Consider the following 15698-nt stretch of genomic DNA (forward strand, 5'->3'; position numbering starts at 1 on the left):
GGATTGGCAATCATTATCATTTAGATTTCTATCCATACTATGGCCACTCAAACCGCACACATTGCTGAACCACTCCTCTGGCGAGCCCCCCTCGCCAGCGGGAATGCTTCGCTTGCGGATGCCATACGGGATAAGATTGCGAAAACTCGTGCTCATCTGCTGGACTTTATCCGGCTTGATGAAGCGCACCCGCAGCACGCCATGACGCTTGCTGAGTGGCGGCAACCAGCCCAACTGCAATCATTGCTGGCCACCTATTCCGACCATATCTATCGTCATCAACCCACCCTTAAGCGGGAAAATAAACCCCTGCTCTCTCTCTGGGCGCAGTGGTATATCGGGCTGATGGTGCCCCCCCTCATGCTGGCGCTGTTAACGCAAAAGAGCATGCTGAGGCTCTCGCCGGATAATTTCCATGTCGAGTTTCACGAAACCGGGCGTGCAGCCTGTTTCTGGATTAATCTCCACGAAGACCAGGCCGCAGAGCCACTTTCTGCTCAGGCGCGTATGGAGCAGCTTATCACTCAGGCTCTGATTCCGGTGGTTAATGCCCTTGAAGAGACGGGTGAGATTAACGGGAAACTTATCTGGAATAATACCGGGTATTTAATCCACTGGTATTTAACGGAAATGAAGCCTCTGCTTGGTGATGAGATCGTTGATGCCCTGCGTCAGTCCTGTTTCTTTGCAAAACAACTTTCTGATGGCAGTGAAAACCCGTTATTCCGTTCCGTAGTTCTCCGTGACGGACTTCTGGTTCGTCGCACCTGCTGCCAGCGCTATCGCCTGCCGGACGTTAAGCAGTGCGGGGATTGCACGCTGAAATAGTGCACTGAATTGCCCGGTGGCGCTTCGCTTACCGGGCCTACAAAAACCTCAACTCGTAGGCCGGGTAAGGCGTAGCCGCCACCCGGCACAACGCTTTTAAGCCACCTGCTGATTTTCCTCTTCCGCGTTACGCTGCGCTTCCTCGGCTTCCTGCTCCAGCAGCTGCTTCTCGTAGACTTTGAAGAATGGGAAGTAGATTATTGCTGATACGCAGGCCAGAACAACGACCAGAATGGCTGCGCGGAAATCCCAGCCAAGGGCCCATGCGGCGCCAATCGGAGCGGGTGCTGTCCAGGGCACGACTGAAATGACACGGCCAATCAGATCAAATGACATCGCCGCCCAGGCCAGCACGGCATTCACCATGGGTGCCAACAGGAACGGAATAAAGAACACTGGGTTCATCACAATCGGCGTACCGAAAATGACAGGTTCGTTAATGTTAAAGAAGCTTGGTACCACGCTCAAGCGTCCAATAGAGCGTAAATGTGCTGAACGACTGCGCAGATAGCAAATCACCAGCCCCATTGTGGCTCCCGACCCGCCAATCACGATAAAGAACGTCCAGAATGCTTCCATAAAAATATGCGGCAGAGGCTGACTGGCTGCCAGCGCAGTCTGGTTAGCTCCCAGATTAGTCAGCCAGAACATCTGTAACATCCCGGAGACAATGGCGGCTCCGTGGATCCCGGCGAACCAGAGCAGATGACCAATCAACACCGCCAGCAGAATCGCAGGCAGTGAGTCCGCTGCAGAAACCAAAGGCTTAAAGACTGACATAATCGCCTGCGGGATCAGCATGCCAAACTGAGACTGAATAATCAGGCTCAGCGGATAGAGCGTCAACACCACCACCAGCACCGGGATCAGCAGGTCGAAAGAGTTTTTGATCATCGGGGGAACCTGGTCTGGCAGGCGAATACCAATGTTATGCGCTTTAAGGAAACGCATCATCTCAACGCAGTAAATAGCCACCAGAATCGCGGTAAAGATGCCCGTCCCGCCCAGGCTGTCCACAGGAAGTGTGCCTTTGGTTTTAGGTGCTGCAACCAGGAGAAACGCCATCAGCGACAGCATGGCACACATAAATGGGTCTAACTGATGCGATTTGACATAGTGTTTGCCAAGGTTATAGGCAATAGCCGCACAGATATAAATGGACATAATGCCCATCGTCATATCAAACGGCGTCAGAATCTGGCCTTCAAATTGCTTCGCCATATCCAGCCAGGCGCGCGCAAAACCCCAGGTGGTATCAGGTGAAAACGGTGGGTAAGCGAACACTAACAAAAATGAGCCGACAATCATAAATGGCATCGCGGAGATGAACCCATCACGAATAGCCATAACATGACGCTGGGAAGAGATGCGCCCGGCAATTGGGCTAACGTAATTTTCAACAAAACGGAATATCAGGTTAAACGCAGCATGGTTGGCAGACATGGCAGATCTCCTGTCAGACGTTTGTTACGGGCACATTCGTGCCACACGTTGTTCCATAAATCAGCTTCACAACCTTGCTGGCTTGTGTACCAGCGGTACTGCTCAGACTAAATGGTTTCATAATTTGCTCTTATTATTGGATACAGGGAACGTTACGTACTCAGTATTAATCTACGCACCACGCTCTGCAACCGGTTACTGTAACCGGTTTCTGTGATTGTGAAGATGATCCAGAAATCAGCTATATGGGGTATTTGTTACTTAAGAGATATTTACAGAGCATAAATTCTTATGACAGATTACGCAGGATATTTGTCAGGAGGAAACAATGAGTTTGCAGTCTGTACAGCAGTTTTTTGCCGACAACGCTCCGGATATAGACGTTATTGAATTGAGTCAGAGTACCGCTACCGTTGCACTCGCTGCAGCCGCCCATCGCGTTGAGCCGGGACAAATTGCTAAAACCCTGTCATTGAAGGTGAAAAACGAGGTGATTCTGGTGGTAGCGAAAGGCGATGCGCGCCTGGATAACAAAAAGCTAAAAGACACCTTTGGTGCAAAAGCACGCATGCTCAGCAGTGATGAAGTAGTGACCATAACAGGTCATCCTGTTGGTGGTGTTTGTCCGTTCGGGCTGGAAAACCCGCTTGCGGTTTACTGTGATATTTCCTTAAAGCAGTACGCTGAAGTACTCCCTGCCGCTGGCGCGATCCACAGTGCCGTACGTATTTCACCTGACAGGATGGCAGAGCTAACATCTGCAAAATGGGTTGATGTATGCATCTGATTGATGCGCCAGAGAGTATCTGGCGCACAAGGCAGGTTATAAAAATGTGGGTTTGCTGAGTGCAGGATTAAGCGGTTCTCGTGCCGGGAGATGCGTAAGAATATCCGCTGCATCAAGCAGCCCTACGTCAGAACTCACTCCCAACTTCACCATCGCATTAAACTTATGTGCCCGGATAGTCTTAATATTGCGTTCAAGCTGTGCGGCGATTTCGGGAATGGAATACCCGAAAGACATATAACGCAAAATGGCCCGCTCCGTGGGGCTTAACATCCTGTTTTGACTCCGATACCAGTGGTTCAGCATATTGTCATTGATGCGCAGCGTTTCACCCAACAACACCACGAGCTCCTTCTGCAAGTGCTCAAGTGTTAAGGATTTACTGACCACTCCGTGAAGACGTGAAGGTGATAGATGGCTAATTAACCGTGCTTCCATCTCATCAGACGCCAGAATAATGCGTTGAATATGGCTATGGGTAAATGCGAGATCCCGCACGTGCGCCAGGCAATTACGACGCTCTTCTCGCGCATCGGAAAGTGAATAGATCAGCGAAAAAAAATTGGTCTGATGAAGTGCCTTCTTAAAGCCCTCAAATCCACTAAATAAGTGCAACTGATAATGGTTAAGGGTGGGCATAGCAAAAAGATGCTGTAGCCCAACAGCACTCATTGAACAATTTTCGATAATGGCGATGTGTCTTGTTGAATCGGTTTTTTCCATTCCTCGAACTCTCCATAGGCTGAGATTAAACTCAGCTCTCTCATTCCCTGTGTACTACTGATCCAGGCATACATATCGGCGTTAGACCGCAACGACAGCCGTCGCATCGCACTGTTTTTCTGCGCACTTATCGTTTTATTGCTCTTCTTGAGCAAGGTGGCAATTTGATTAATCCCCCATCCCTTACCTAACAAACGTAATACTTTGCGTTCAGAGTGCGTGAGCGCAATAACGTGTTCATCTTCAACACTCTGAGGTTCTGGTATTAATAACGTCTGGCTTATCCGTTCAGCACGCTCACTCCCGGCCCGGATGGCATTAATCACGCCGTCGATGGGTTCCATATCGGAAAGCAGCGTGCTTTCTGGTCGCATAAGCAACTCAACCGCTATCGGGTACAGCGGTCGGGAGACTAAGAAGATCCAGTGTATTTCACGGTATTGGTTCAATAAGCTGTAGTACTCTTCGAGCGAGCCCCGGGGGTTTCTGTATTCACCTGAAATATCGGTAATAATTACATCTGCACTGCGTAACTGAAGCAGCGTTAGCTCCTGCAGTGAGCGGCAAAAGGTCAATTCAAAATCGGGGAAGTGACGTGCCATAACGCCTGCAAACCCTTTTTGCATCACGGGTATCCGGCTTATGACTACGCAATGTTTACCATGTAATGACAACATAGACCCTCCGTGTCCATTTTTCATTTGATGAGTAACGTTAATACGCATCAACGTAATAAGTATTTTCGTCCCTGAGTGTAAAACAGATTAATACAAGCAGAAGATGAGATATGTTTCTGATTTAAGAAATGCCTAAAACAGAGATAATATCTCATAAAGTGCAAGAAAATTTAATTACGGACTCATTAAAATATCGACAATATAAATTTAGAATAACTAAATACAAATATTTTATGTTACCGCATTAATGATTCACCATTGTTATGAATTAAAGCGAAAACCCTTTCACAATACAGGTTGCAACTGTTTGCTTAAATCTTGATCTGACCCACAGCAAGGGGTACCGCACTTTGTGTTAAAAGTAAGCATCACGGGCCAAACCGCTAACATCCATTTTCTCTTCAGGACAATACATGCAGGCAGATCGGTCAACGCAGCGTGCTATCACGCGGCTATGTATTCAGTGCGGTCTTTTTCTGCTCCAGCACGGAGCGGAAAGCGCGCTGGTTGAGGAGCTCTCAACACGGCTGGGGCTGGCGTTAGGTATGGATAGCGTTGAAAGCGCGATCTCTTCAAACGCCATTGTGCTGACTACGATCAAAGATGGTCAATGCCTGACCTCCACCCGCAAAAACCACGACCGTGGTATTAACATGCACGTCGTCACCGAAGTGCAACATATCGTCATTCTTGCTGAGCATAAGCTGCTCGACCACAATGAGATTGAAAAAAAATTCAACCAAATAAAGCCATTGCGTTACCCACGCTGGCTCGTTGTGCTCATGGTTGGGCTGTCGTGCGCCTGTTTTTGTAAGCTCAATAAAGGCGGCTGGGACGGCGCAATCATTACATTTTTCGCCAGCAGCATCGCGATGTATGTCCGCCAGCTACTGACACACCGGCAAATGCACCCACAAATCAATTTCTGTATTACCGCTTTTGTCGCCACCACGGTGTCTGGTTTACTGCTGCGCCTGCCGCAGTTTGTTAACACCCCCACTGTTGCCATGGCCGCCAGTGTGCTTCTGCTGGTCCCGGGGTTCCCGTTGATTAACGCTGTCGCCGATATGTTTAAAGGGCACATCAATACCGGTCTGGCACGTTGGGCTATCGCCAGCCTGCTGACGCTGGCGACCTGTATTGGCGTCGTCATGGCCATGACTCTCTGGGGGTTACGCGGATGGGCGTGATAGATTTTCTGCTGGCACTGGTACAGGACATGCTTCTGGCCGCCATTCCTGCCGTTGGCTTTGCGATGGTCTTTAATGTTCCGCAACGTGCTCTCCCGTGGTGTGCCCTGCTGGGTGCGATTGGTCATGGGTCACGGATGATCATGATGACGGCAGGTTTTAACATCGAATGGTCGACATTTATGGCGTCTATGCTGGTCGGTAGCATAGGCATTCAGTGGTCGCGCTGGTATCTGGCGCATCCCAAAGTGTTCACCGTTGCCGCCGTTATCCCGATGTTCCCGGGCATATCTGCCTACACGGCAATGATTTCCGCAGTAAAAATCAGCCATTTTGGCTACACCGAGCCACAGATGATCCTCCTTCTGAGCAACTTCCTTAAGGCCTCTTCCATTGTCGGTGCACTCTCTATCGGGCTGTCGATCCCGGGACTGTGGCTGTACCGCAAACGCCCACGCGTTTGATATTTGTGTTATTTCGCTGCCATGGGGATAATCGTCCTGGTCCGTTTGGTGATAATAAGGAAAGATTGTGGCTAACCCAGGCAGCGAACACCCCGCACACAATGAAGAATCCAGCCTGAAAGAGAAAATTTTTCAGAGCGCGATCGCGCTTTTCGCCGAATATGGTTTGAACGGTGCCCGCATGGAGCAAATTGCGGAGAAAGCAGGCACGACCAAGCGCATGGTGGTTTACCATTTCAAGAACAAAGAAAATCTCTACCTTCTTGTCCTGGAGCATGTTTACACCCAAATCCGCGCCAGTGAGAAAGCACTGAGCCTGGCGGGAATGCCACCGGTAGAAGCGCTGGTCAACCTGGTTGAAGCTACCTTTGACTATCATGCCGATCACCCGGATTACATCCGCATTATCTGCATGGAAAACATGCAGCGTGGTCGCTTTATGCAGCAGTCGAGCTATCTGCGCCAGGTCAACCGTAGCGCGCTCGATCTGCTGGAAGCGATCCTGGACCGGGGTAAAGAAAAGCAGCTATTCAACCAGACAGTTGACGCCCGCGATCTCCACCGTCTGATAAGCAGTTTCAGCTTTCACTACGTCGCCAACAGCTACACCTTCACATTGCTGTTTGAAGATGGGGCGGATGAACAGGCTCAGCGCCAGCACTACCGCAAAATGGCCGTTCAGGTGGCACTCCGCTATACCTGCCCATAAAATTGCTTGCAATTAAATCGCGCACTATCTATATTCATTCCATGAACACGAAAACGAACGACACCACCGCTGCGCTCCTGCTGGATAACCAGCTCTGCTTTGCTCTCTACTCGGCAAATCTGGCGCTTAACAAGCTGTACCGGCAACTGCTGGCGCCGCTGAACCTGACTTACCCGCAATACCTGGTGATGCTGGTGCTCTGGGAGCAGGACGACATGACGGTGTCGGACATTGGTGAGCGGCTGTTCCTTGACTCTGCCACCCTGACACCGCTGTTAAAACGTCTGGAAAGCGCCGGGCTGATAAAACGCCAGCGCTCGCGTAAAGACGAACGTCAGGTGGCCGTCACGCTGAGCGACGAGGGACGTGCACTGCAGCAGCAGGCACTAAATATCCCCCATGCGGTGGGTTGCGCAGCGCAATGTGATACTGACACGATGCTGGCGCTGAAGCAGCAGCTTGAACTTTTGCGACACCAGTTACACCACGCGTAAGGCTATACTTTACGCGTATTTATTTAAACATATATATCGCACGCTATTTAATAGCGAACTTAAATATAAAATGAGGAACCTGCCATGTCTTTAGAAAAAGTCGTTTATACCGCCAAAGCAAAAGCAACCGGAGGTCGTGACGGTCGTGCCACCTCTTCTGATGGTGTCCTGGACGTGAAACTGGGCGTGCCAAAAGAGATGGGTGGCATGGGGGGAGAAGTGACGAACCCTGAGCAGCTGTTTGCTGCCGGTTACTCTGCCTGCTTCCTGGGCGCGATGAAGTTTGTCGCCGCACGCGACAAATTTACCCTGCCAAAAGAGGCCTTTATTGAAGGCGAAGTGGGTATTGGCCCGCTGCCAACCGGCTTTGGTATCGAAGCAAAACTGAACATCCATGTTGAAGGCATGGATCCTGCGGAAGCCAAAAAGCTGGTCGATGCCGCCCACATCGTTTGCCCGTACTCTAACGCGACCCGCGGCAACATCGACGTGACCCTGAATATCATCGCATGATAAATGCCTGATGGCGCTGCGCTTATCAGGTCTACGGTTGTAGCCCTATAAGCGCATCGCCACCGGGGAAATCCCCTCCATCCCCTCATCCTCTCTGTGCTACCATAAGCTCATATCACGCCCGTAGTCATCAGTAGAGTAAGCGTTATGTCCTCCAGAATTCTGACCACCAGCATTGCTGGCATTGATGCCTTTATGCGCGACCCACGCGGTGTGTTGACCCACGCCGAAGGCGGCACGGTTGCGGTTTTTGCCGACAATGCACCGGCATTTTACGCCATCACACCGGAACGTCTGGCACAGCTCCTGGAGATCGAAGCGCAATTATCACGCCCGGCGAGCGATATCATGCTGGATAACCAGTTCTTTGATGAGCCGGTTAACGCCCCGATGAGCGTTCCGATGGGAAAATTTGCTCTCTATGCGGGCTGGCAACCTGATGCCGATTTTCAGCGGCAGGCCGCGCTGTGGGGTATTGCGTTAACACAACCCGCCACCGCTGAAGAACTGGCCGCGTTTACGGCCTGGTGGCAGGCAGAAGGTAAAGTCTTCACCCATATTCAGTGGCAGCAAAAGCTCGCGCGCCATCTTCAAATCACCCGCGCCAGCAATAATGGCCAGCCAAAACGCGATATCAACGCGTTTTCAGAACCGGATAAACAGATCCCTAACGGATTCCGAGGTGCGAAATGAAGAACGTCGGCGACCTGATGAAACGTCTGCAAAAAATGATGCCTGCCAACGTGAAGCCCGCTTTCACCACGGGTGAAGAACTGCTGGCGTGGCAAAAAGAGCAAGGAGAGATCCGCGCCGCCGCGCTCGCCCGTGAAAATCGGGCGATGAAAATGCAGCGCACCTTTAACCGTTCAGGTATTCGTCCCCTGCATCAGAACTGCTCATTTGATAATTATAAAGTTGAGACCAACGGGCAGATGAACGCGCTTGCCGCCGCCCGTCAGTATGTGGATGAATTCGATGGTAATATTGCCAGCTTCATCTTTAGCGGCAAACCTGGCACCGGAAAAAATCACCTCGCCGCCGCTATCTGCAACGAACTGCTCCTGCGCGGAAAATCGGTGCTCATCATCACCGTGGCCGATATCATGTCCGCGATGAAAGACACCTTCAGCAACCGCGAAACCAGCGAAGAACAACTCCTGAACGACCTGAGTAACGTCGATTTACTGGTCATCGACGAGATTGGCGTGCAGACGGAATCCCGTTATGAAAAGGTGATCATTAACCAGATTGTCGACCGCCGTTCCTCGTCCAAACGACCTACCGGTATGCTGACAAACCACAATATCGACGAGATGACCCGCTTACTGGGTGAGCGCGTTATGGATCGCATGAAGCTGGGTAACAGCCTGTATGTCATCTTCGACTGGGAAAGTTACCGTAGCCGCGTCACCGGAAAAGAGTATTAAGATAGTTCCAGGAATCTATGGTGAGAAGGCGGTATATACTGGAATCACTTCCGGCCCAAAACGGACCTTTTTGAGAAATTTACGATGAAAAAACAGATTATTATCAGCACGCTGTTAGGCACCCTGTTGGTTACCGGCGCAGTGCAAGCGGCGTCCTGGCAGGATTCTCTGTCAAGCGCAGCAAACGAACTGACCAAAGAGAGCAGCAGCACTCAGGGCGGGCTGTCCGCATCTTCTCTCACCAGCCTGCTGGGTAACAGCTCCCAGAGCCTGAGTGCGGGTACAATGAACAACGCGGCGGGCATTCTGGAATATTGCGCGAAGCAAAAGCTGGCCTCCGTGACCGACGCGCAAAATGTCAAAAACCAGGTGCTGGGCAAGCTGGGTCTGGATACCCAGGAGCAGAAAGCGGATACCAACTACATGGACGGTATTCAGGGTCTGCTTAACGCGAAAAACGGCCAGCAGCTTAACCTGAGCACCATCGGCAACTCTTCTCTGGCCAAACAGGTGAAAACCAAAGCCTGCGATCTGGTGCTGAAACAAGGCGTTAATTTCATCTCCTGATCCATCCCATTTTCTGCCACAACACGCCGCGTTTAATGCGATAGTCTTGCAACGCGGCGCTAAATGAGCGTTTTCCCTGCCTGCCACCGTCTCAGCGTCCGTTTGTCAGGATGCGAGCACCTTCAAAAAAACGGTTTTCTAAACCAAATCCTAATAACAGCACACTTTCATGACACTAGAATTGCAGCTAAACGACATCGCAATTACATTGTAGTACCTAAAAATAAACAGTTAGCCAGCGAAGCATCTGGCGTCATGAGGATATGCTGTTGTCTGAATTCATGTCTCTTATCCTTTTTCTGGCTTCTGTCGGCGTTTACGCCTGGAAAGCTGGCCGTCACACCTGGTGGTTTATCGCCACGCTGGTGGTGCTCGGCATTTTTATTATTTTAAACATTACCTTATACGCCAGCGATTACTTTACCGGTGACGGGATTAACGATGCGGTGCTCTACACCCTGACGAACAGCCTGACGGGCGCGGGCGTAGGTAAGTATATTCTTCCTGGGCTGGGCCTGGTTGTGGCACTGGTGGTCGTTTTTGGCGCACTGGCCTGGGTACTGCGGCGACGTCGCCATCATCCGCACCATCATGGTTACAGCCTGCTGGCGCTTTTCCTGGCACTGGCCTCAGTCGACGCCAGTCCCGCATTCCATCAGATCGCCGAGCTGGTAAAGTCCCAGTCGCGCGACGGCGATCCGGATTTCGTGGCCTACTACAAAGAGCCGTCGAAAAAGATCGCCAGCCCGAAACTCAATCTGGTCTATATCTACGGCGAAAGTCTGGAGCGCACGTACTTTGATAACGACGCGTTCCCGAACCTGACACCAGAGCTGGGCGCGTTGAAAAACGAAGGTCTTGATTTCAGCCACACCATGCAGCTGCCCGGCACGGATTACACTATCGCCGGAATGGTTGCCTCCCAGTGTGGTATCCCGCTGTTTGCACCTTTTGAAGGGAACGCCTCAGCCTCGATGTCGACATTCTTCCCGCAGAATGTTTGCCTGGGCGATATTCTGAAAAACTCCGGCTATGAAAACTATTTTGTCCAGGGGGCGAACCTGCGCTTTGCCGGAAAAGATGTGTTCCTGAAGTCCCACGGTTTTGACCACCTGTATGGCTCAGAGGAGTTAAAAACGACAGTTGCCGATCCAAACTACCGTAACGACTGGGGCTTCTACGACGATACGGTGCTGGACGAAACCTGGAAGAAATTCGAAGAACTTTCCCGCTCGGGTAAGCGCTTCTCCCTCTTTGCTCTGACCGTGGATACGCACCACCCGGACGGGTTCGTCTCACGTACCTGTAAACGCAGAAGCTATGATGTCGGCGGCAAAAACAACAAATCTTTCAGCGCCGTCACCTGTAGCCAGGAGCATATCGCCGCACTGGTCGAGAAAATCAAAGCTTCACCGTATTTTAAAAATACCGTCATCGTCGTTTCGTCTGACCATCTGGCGATGAAAAACAGCGCATGGGATCAACTCAACAAGCAGGATCGCAGCAATCTGTTCTTCGTACTTCGCGGCGACCAGCCGCAACAGGAAGTGATTGCCACCAAACGTAACTCAATGGATAACGGCGCGACCGTGCTGGACATTCTGGGCGGAGACAACTTTATTGGTCTGGGCCGCAGCACGTTGTCGGGGCAATCTCTGTCTGAAGTCTTCCTCAACATGAAGGAAAAAATCCTCGCGTGGAAGCCAGACATCATCCGCCTGTGGAACTTCCCGAAAGAGATGAAAGATTTCACCATCGATCAAAATAAAAACACGATTGCCTTCTCGGGCAGCAGCTTCCGCCTGCCGCTGCTGGTGCGCGTGTCGGACAATCGCGTCGAACCGCTGCCGGAAAGTGAGTACTCCGCCCCGCTGCGTTTCCAGCTGGCTGACTTTGCCCCTCGCGATAACTTCGTCTGGGTCGACAAATGTTACAAAATGGGCCAACTCTGGTCTCAGCCGTTGGCGCTTTCTACCGACTGGTGTGTTTCTCAGGGCCAGCTTGGCGGGGAGCAAACCGTGCAGCATGTGGATAAAGCCCAATGGAAAGGCAAAACCGCGTTTAAAGACACGGTGATTGATACCGCACGCTACCAGCACAACGTCGACATGCTGAAAATCGTCGATAACGATATTCGCTACAAGGCGGACAGCTTTATCTTTAACGTGGCCGGCGCGCCGGAAGAGGTGAAACAGTTTAGCGGCATCTCACGTCCGGAGTCCTGGGGACGCTGGTCAAATGCGCAGTTGGGCAACGAGGTGAAAATTGAGTACACCCATCCCCTGCCAGAACAATTTGACCTGGTGATCACGGCCAGGGCGTATGGCTCTAATGCAAATAAGCCCGTGCCCGTGCGCGTGGGCGAACAAGAGCAGACGCTAACGCTTGGAAACGAAGTGACCACTCACACGCTTCATTTTGAGAATCCATCCCGCAGCAATACCCTGGTGATTGTGCCGCCAGACCCGCAGTCCACGAATGACGGGAATATCCTCGGCCATTCACCGCGTCAGCTGGGGGTAGGTATGGTCGAAATTAAAATTGTGAGTAATGCAGGCTAATGACCGTCCCCCTTAACATAACCGTTCGGCCAACTCGCTGTGACGACGTTTACGCCCTGCCCGCCATTGAACGCGCGGCGGGCGAACGTTTTCGACGCTATCCGGAGCTCGCCTGGCTTGCCGAGGGTGAGGTCATTTCCACTGAGCAGCACCTTGAGTATGCCGAACGCGGGCAAAGCTGGCTGGCGCTGGCGAATGACCGCCCCGTGGGGTTTATCCTCACCGAAGCACACTCTTCATCGCTGTTTATCGTGGAGCTTTCGGTTGATCTGGACTGGCAGGGAAAAGGGATTGGCCGACAGCTCATCGCCTGTGTGGCTGACCATGCCCGTAAGCTAGGGCTGACGTCGCTGACGTTAACGACGTTCCGGGACGTCCCGTGGAATGCGCCGTTCTATGCGCGGTTGGGATTTGAACAAATTGCTGAGCTAACGCCAGAACTGCGTCAGAAAAGAGAGGATGAAGCGGCGCATGGCTTAGCGTATGAATCCCGCTGTGCCATGCGCCTGTCACTTAATTAGAACGTTTCCCAGTTATCGCCTGAATCGGCAGTCGCGGTTTTACGCGCCATCACCGGCGTGGAAACCGCTTTAGCCGCAGCGAACTCGCGCGCTTTCATCTGCTCCTGCTGAATGCGGAACACCGCCACAGCCTGAGTCAGACGGCTCGCCTGCTCTTCCAGCGCGGCCGCGGCCGCAGCAGACTCTTCCACCAGCGAGGCGTTCTGCTGGGTCACACGATCCATCTCTGCGACAGCCAGACCCACCTGGTCAATACCGCGGCTCTGCTCGTCTGACGCAGAGGCGATTTCACCCATAATGTCGGTAACGCGAGTGACTGCATTAACGATCTCGCCCATGGTTTCACCGGCGCTTTCTACCAGGGTAGAGCCCACTTCCACACGGCCAACAGAGTCTTCAATCAGGCTCTTAATTTCACGTGCCGCCTGGGCGCTGCGCTGCGCCAGGTTACGAACTTCACCTGCCACCACCGCAAAGCCACGGCCCTGCTCGCCCGCACGCGCCGCTTCTACCGCCGCGTTCAGTGCCAGAATGTTGGTCTGGAAAGCAATGCCGTCAATTACGCTAATAATGTCGGCAATTTTCTGCGAACTTCCGGCGATATCACGCATGGTTTGCACCACGTTATCCACCACTTTACCGCCTTTCTGCGCCGTTTCAGACGCACTCAGCGCCAGATGGCTTGCCTGACGGGCGTTTTCGGCGTTCTGCTTAACGGTCGCCGTCAGCTGTTCCATACTGGCAGCGGTCTCTTCCAGAGAAGCCGCCTGCTGCTCAGTACGGGAGGAGAGATCGTTGTTGCCCATCGCGATTTCGCTCGCACCGCTGTAAATGGCGTTCGCGCCATTACGCACGTCGCCAACGGTACGCACCAGCTCACCCTGCATATGACGCAGTGAATCGGCCAGTTCGCCCATCTCGTTGGAGCCTTCCACATCAATGCGCTTCACCAGGTCGCCGCTGGCGATATGGCGAATGCTGTCGATGAGACGGTTCAACGGAGAGATCAGCGCCTGTTTGATACCCAGCCAGACGGCGACAATCACCACCAGAACGGCAACCAATACGCTAATCAACACCCAGATAGCCTGAGAGTAAGAGCTGTTGCTGTCCTCAACGGCGGTCTTGTACAGCTTGTCGTTCTGCTGCAGGTAGTTTACGTACTGCTTCTCAAAACCGTCCTGATAGCTCTGAGTCGGCTGGTCGAAGAAGGCGTTGATTTTACCTGCGCCCAGCAGCTGAATCAGCTCCGCCAGCGCACCGTGATAGATATCGTAGTTACGTTTGATTTCCATCGCGTCTGCATCACTTTGACGCGAGTCGCGCGGCAGGGCTTCGTACGCACCCCAGTTTTTTTCCGCCTGTTTCAGAGACGCAGACGCAATTTGCATCAAATCGTTAACGGTCGCGCCGCTGCCGATATTGCTCTGATCCATCATATAGCGGATGCCCGCACGGTTCAGGGTATTACGGGTTTGCAGCAACGCCACCCAGCTGCCGTTCAGCGTGGATTGTTGCTGGCGAATGGTTTGCAGGACGGTGAAGTTCTCTTTGTCATTCTTCAGAGCATTAAAGAAAAGACCACCGGATGTGAGTTGTAAAAGGCCAAATATCGCTAAAACCAGCATTAGGCTGGTGACAATCTTGATACGGTTTAACATGTTTTCTCTTTCCTTCAGACAGATAACAGAATTTTCGGCCTGGAAAGGGAAAACTTTACGAAAAACGTACTGAGAAGAGGGACTATTTCCCTCCTCTTGTGTTGACGATCACGATGATGATTTCAGCAGCTCAGATATGTCATTGAAAAGTGTGAGGGTTATCTCCAGACCATTGCGGTTCGCACGCTCACGAGAATGATAACGGCGCTCTCCCGGCAATCGGGCCCCCTGCTGCGTCATCCCGCTGAAGAGTGTCTCGGCGCGGGCCAGATGGGCCGCGGCGTCATTCCCCAAAAAACGCGTCGGGTCGAGCGCCAGAATCAGTTCACCGCCGTAAGGCAGGCCGCCTGCGCCCTCATCCCACGCCAGCGATTCCGCGCTGGTCATATCACCGATCAGCGGACCGGCAAGCAGTTCCACCATCGCCGCCAGCGCCGAGCCTTTATGTCCACCGAAGGTCAACATCGCGCCGTCGAGAATAGCCTGTGCATCGGTCGTCGGTTTGCCCTGAGCATCGATCCCCCATCCTTCCGGCACGGGTTTACCCGCGCGCTGATGCAGCTGGATTTCACCCCGCGCCGCCGCACTGGTGGCCATATCAAAAATAAACGGCGGCTTATCGCCGCGTGGCCAGCCAAAAGCAATCGGGTTCGTGCCAAACAGCGGTTGCGTGCCGCCCGCAGGGGCGACCCACGCATGGCTCGGCGTGGTCGCCAGCGCCACCAGGCCGGCCTCCGTCAGCGGTTCAACGTCCGCAAACAGGGCAGAAAAGTGCACGCAGCGGTTAATCGCCAGCGCGGCGATACCACCGTGTCGCGCCTTTTCTATCAGCAGCGGCAGCGCACGTTCGAACGCCAGCAGGGAAAATGCCCCACCAGCGTCCGCTTTCACGATGGCGGGTGCGGTATCGGCGATCGCCGGTTCTGCGTCTGGTGACACCTTCCCTTTACGCAGCGTTTCGACAATACCCAGCAACCGCCACAAACCGTGCGAGGCGCAGCCATCGCGCTCGCCGTGGGTGACGTTTTTCGCCACCGCGGCGGCGTGCGCCTCGCTGAATCCGTTCCCGCGCAGCACGTTAAATGCCAGCGCATAAGCCTCTGTTAACGAGAGGTTTACCATCTCCATGACCC

The 15698-nt window shown here is 52.7% G+C and carries 17 protein-coding genes; 12 read left to right on the forward strand and 5 right to left on the reverse strand.

Annotated elements, in window-relative coordinates:
* Positions 1–39 precede the first annotated feature (39 nt).
* Entirely contained in the window at positions 40–828 is a 789-nt protein-coding gene (fhuF, locus tag AC0XWG_RS04025) for a siderophore-iron reductase FhuF (RefSeq protein ID WP_475680391.1), read from the forward strand.
* 96 nt (positions 829–924) lie between these two features.
* On the opposite strand, the gene AC0XWG_RS04030 is transcribed toward fhuF, so the two are convergent.
* On the reverse strand, positions 925–2271 hold the full coding sequence (locus AC0XWG_RS04030; protein WP_257246795.1) for a PTS sugar transporter subunit IIC: 1347 nt from the start codon (positions 2269–2271) through the stop codon (positions 925–927).
* A gap of 328 nt (positions 2272–2599) precedes the next feature.
* On the opposite strand from AC0XWG_RS04030, the gene AC0XWG_RS04035 reads away from it, so the two are divergent.
* The gene (locus AC0XWG_RS04035) at positions 2600–3058 is read left to right on the forward strand and encodes a YbaK/EbsC family protein (RefSeq protein WP_008502085.1); all 459 of its coding nucleotides are present in this window, start codon (positions 2600–2602) and stop codon (positions 3056–3058) included.
* Between the two features lie 36 nt (positions 3059–3094).
* On the opposite strand, the gene bglJ is transcribed toward AC0XWG_RS04035, so the two are convergent.
* Both bglJ and AC0XWG_RS04045 read right to left on the reverse strand, forming a co-directional pair.
* Positions 3095–3730, reverse strand: a complete 636-nt coding sequence (bglJ, locus tag AC0XWG_RS04040; RefSeq protein ID WP_257247830.1) for a DNA-binding transcriptional activator BglJ — start codon at positions 3728–3730, stop codon at positions 3095–3097.
* Positions 3727–4458, reverse strand: a complete 732-nt coding sequence (locus tag AC0XWG_RS04045) for a helix-turn-helix transcriptional regulator (protein ID WP_475680392.1) — start codon at positions 4456–4458, stop codon at positions 3727–3729. The genes bglJ and AC0XWG_RS04045 overlap by 4 nt, the downstream gene beginning before the upstream one ends.
* 413 nt (positions 4459–4871) lie before the next feature.
* On the opposite strand from AC0XWG_RS04045, the gene AC0XWG_RS04050 reads away from it, so the two are divergent.
* The 10 genes from AC0XWG_RS04050 to AC0XWG_RS04095 all read left to right on the forward strand — a co-directional run bounded on the left by AC0XWG_RS04050 (position 4872) and on the right by AC0XWG_RS04095 (position 12904).
* Positions 4872–5648, forward strand: coding sequence for a threonine/serine exporter family protein (locus tag AC0XWG_RS04050; protein ID WP_028016580.1), 777 nt, complete (start codon positions 4872–4874; stop codon positions 5646–5648).
* Complete coding sequence (locus AC0XWG_RS04055) at positions 5639–6112, forward strand: threonine/serine exporter (protein ID WP_108089527.1); 474 nt, start codon at positions 5639–5641, stop codon at positions 6110–6112. The genes AC0XWG_RS04050 and AC0XWG_RS04055 overlap by 10 nt, the downstream gene beginning before the upstream one ends.
* Positions 6113–6179: 67 nt before the next feature.
* Positions 6180–6821 (forward strand): TetR/AcrR family transcriptional regulator, encoded by a 642-nt coding sequence (locus AC0XWG_RS04060; protein WP_028016578.1) that lies wholly within the window; start codon positions 6180–6182, stop codon positions 6819–6821.
* A 41-nt stretch (positions 6822–6862) separates the two neighbouring features.
* A complete protein-coding gene (locus tag AC0XWG_RS04065; protein ID WP_108089611.1) occupies positions 6863–7315 on the forward strand; it encodes a MarR family winged helix-turn-helix transcriptional regulator in 453 nt (150 codons plus the stop codon).
* An 84-nt stretch (positions 7316–7399) separates the two neighbouring features.
* Positions 7400–7828 carry an organic hydroperoxide resistance protein gene (locus AC0XWG_RS04070; RefSeq protein ID WP_013095463.1) on the forward strand — a complete coding sequence of 143 codons (429 nt, stop codon included), beginning with the start codon at positions 7400–7402 and terminating at the stop codon, positions 7826–7828.
* 147 nt (positions 7829–7975) lie between these two features.
* Positions 7976–8521, forward strand: a complete 546-nt coding sequence (dnaT, locus tag AC0XWG_RS04075; protein ID WP_128348654.1) for a primosomal protein DnaT — start codon at positions 7976–7978, stop codon at positions 8519–8521.
* Positions 8518–9255 (forward strand): replicative helicase loader DnaC, encoded by a 738-nt coding sequence (dnaC, locus tag AC0XWG_RS04080; RefSeq protein ID WP_023334409.1) that lies wholly within the window; start codon positions 8518–8520, stop codon positions 9253–9255. The genes dnaT and dnaC overlap by 4 nt, the downstream gene beginning before the upstream one ends.
* A gap of 84 nt (positions 9256–9339) precedes the next feature.
* Positions 9340–9822, forward strand: coding sequence for a YjjA family protein (locus AC0XWG_RS04085; protein ID WP_049007398.1), 483 nt, complete (start codon positions 9340–9342; stop codon positions 9820–9822).
* Positions 9823–10091: 269 nt separating this feature from the next.
* On the forward strand, positions 10092–12383 hold the full coding sequence (opgB, locus tag AC0XWG_RS04090; RefSeq protein ID WP_475680393.1) for a phosphatidylglycerol--membrane-oligosaccharide glycerophosphotransferase: 2292 nt from the start codon (positions 10092–10094) through the stop codon (positions 12381–12383).
* On the forward strand, positions 12383–12904 hold the full coding sequence (locus AC0XWG_RS04095; RefSeq protein ID WP_475680394.1) for a GNAT family N-acetyltransferase: 522 nt from the start codon (positions 12383–12385) through the stop codon (positions 12902–12904). The genes opgB and AC0XWG_RS04095 overlap by 1 nt, the downstream gene beginning before the upstream one ends.
* Here AC0XWG_RS04095 and tsr read toward each other — a convergent pair.
* Positions 12901–14565 carry a methyl-accepting chemotaxis protein gene (tsr, locus tag AC0XWG_RS04100; RefSeq protein WP_475680395.1) on the reverse strand — a complete coding sequence of 555 codons (1665 nt, stop codon included), beginning with the start codon at positions 14563–14565 and terminating at the stop codon, positions 12901–12903. The two genes, AC0XWG_RS04095 and tsr, sit on opposite strands and share 4 nt — an antisense overlap.
* A gap of 108 nt (positions 14566–14673) precedes the next feature.
* Positions 14674–15693: an Ldh family oxidoreductase gene (locus AC0XWG_RS04105; RefSeq protein ID WP_475680396.1), complete on the reverse strand. Its 1020-nt coding sequence runs from the start codon at positions 15691–15693 to the stop codon at positions 14674–14676.
* Between the last annotated feature and the right edge of the window lie 5 nt (positions 15694–15698).

Source organism: Enterobacter sp. DVT3837 (assembly GCF_056238685.1).

Coding starts and splice junctions, on each gene's coding strand:
- fhuF (WP_475680391.1), top strand. CDS start 40: ATGGCCACTCAAACCGCACACATTGCTGAACCACTCCTCTGGCGAGCC.
- AC0XWG_RS04030 (WP_257246795.1), bottom strand. CDS start 2,271: ATGTCTGCCAACCATGCTGCGTTTAACCTGATATTCCGTTTTGTTGAA.
- AC0XWG_RS04035 (WP_008502085.1), top strand. CDS start 2,600: ATGAGTTTGCAGTCTGTACAGCAGTTTTTTGCCGACAACGCTCCGGAT.
- bglJ (WP_257247830.1), bottom strand. CDS start 3,730: ATGAGTGCTGTTGGGCTACAGCATCTTTTTGCTATGCCCACCCTTAAC.
- AC0XWG_RS04045 (WP_475680392.1), bottom strand. CDS start 4,458: ATGTTGTCATTACATGGTAAACATTGCGTAGTCATAAGCCGGATACCC.
- AC0XWG_RS04050 (WP_028016580.1), top strand. CDS start 4,872: ATGCAGGCAGATCGGTCAACGCAGCGTGCTATCACGCGGCTATGTATT.
- AC0XWG_RS04055 (WP_108089527.1), top strand. CDS start 5,639: ATGGGCGTGATAGATTTTCTGCTGGCACTGGTACAGGACATGCTTCTG.
- AC0XWG_RS04065 (WP_108089611.1), top strand. CDS start 6,863: ATGAACACGAAAACGAACGACACCACCGCTGCGCTCCTGCTGGATAAC.
- AC0XWG_RS04070 (WP_013095463.1), top strand. CDS start 7,400: ATGTCTTTAGAAAAAGTCGTTTATACCGCCAAAGCAAAAGCAACCGGA.
- dnaT (WP_128348654.1), top strand. CDS start 7,976: ATGTCCTCCAGAATTCTGACCACCAGCATTGCTGGCATTGATGCCTTT.
- dnaC (WP_023334409.1), top strand. CDS start 8,518: ATGAAGAACGTCGGCGACCTGATGAAACGTCTGCAAAAAATGATGCCT.
- AC0XWG_RS04085 (WP_049007398.1), top strand. CDS start 9,340: ATGAAAAAACAGATTATTATCAGCACGCTGTTAGGCACCCTGTTGGTT.
- AC0XWG_RS04095 (WP_475680394.1), top strand. CDS start 12,383: ATGACCGTCCCCCTTAACATAACCGTTCGGCCAACTCGCTGTGACGAC.
- tsr (WP_475680395.1), bottom strand. CDS start 14,565: ATGTTAAACCGTATCAAGATTGTCACCAGCCTAATGCTGGTTTTAGCG.
- AC0XWG_RS04105 (WP_475680396.1), bottom strand. CDS start 15,693: ATGGAGATGGTAAACCTCTCGTTAACAGAGGCTTATGCGCTGGCATTT.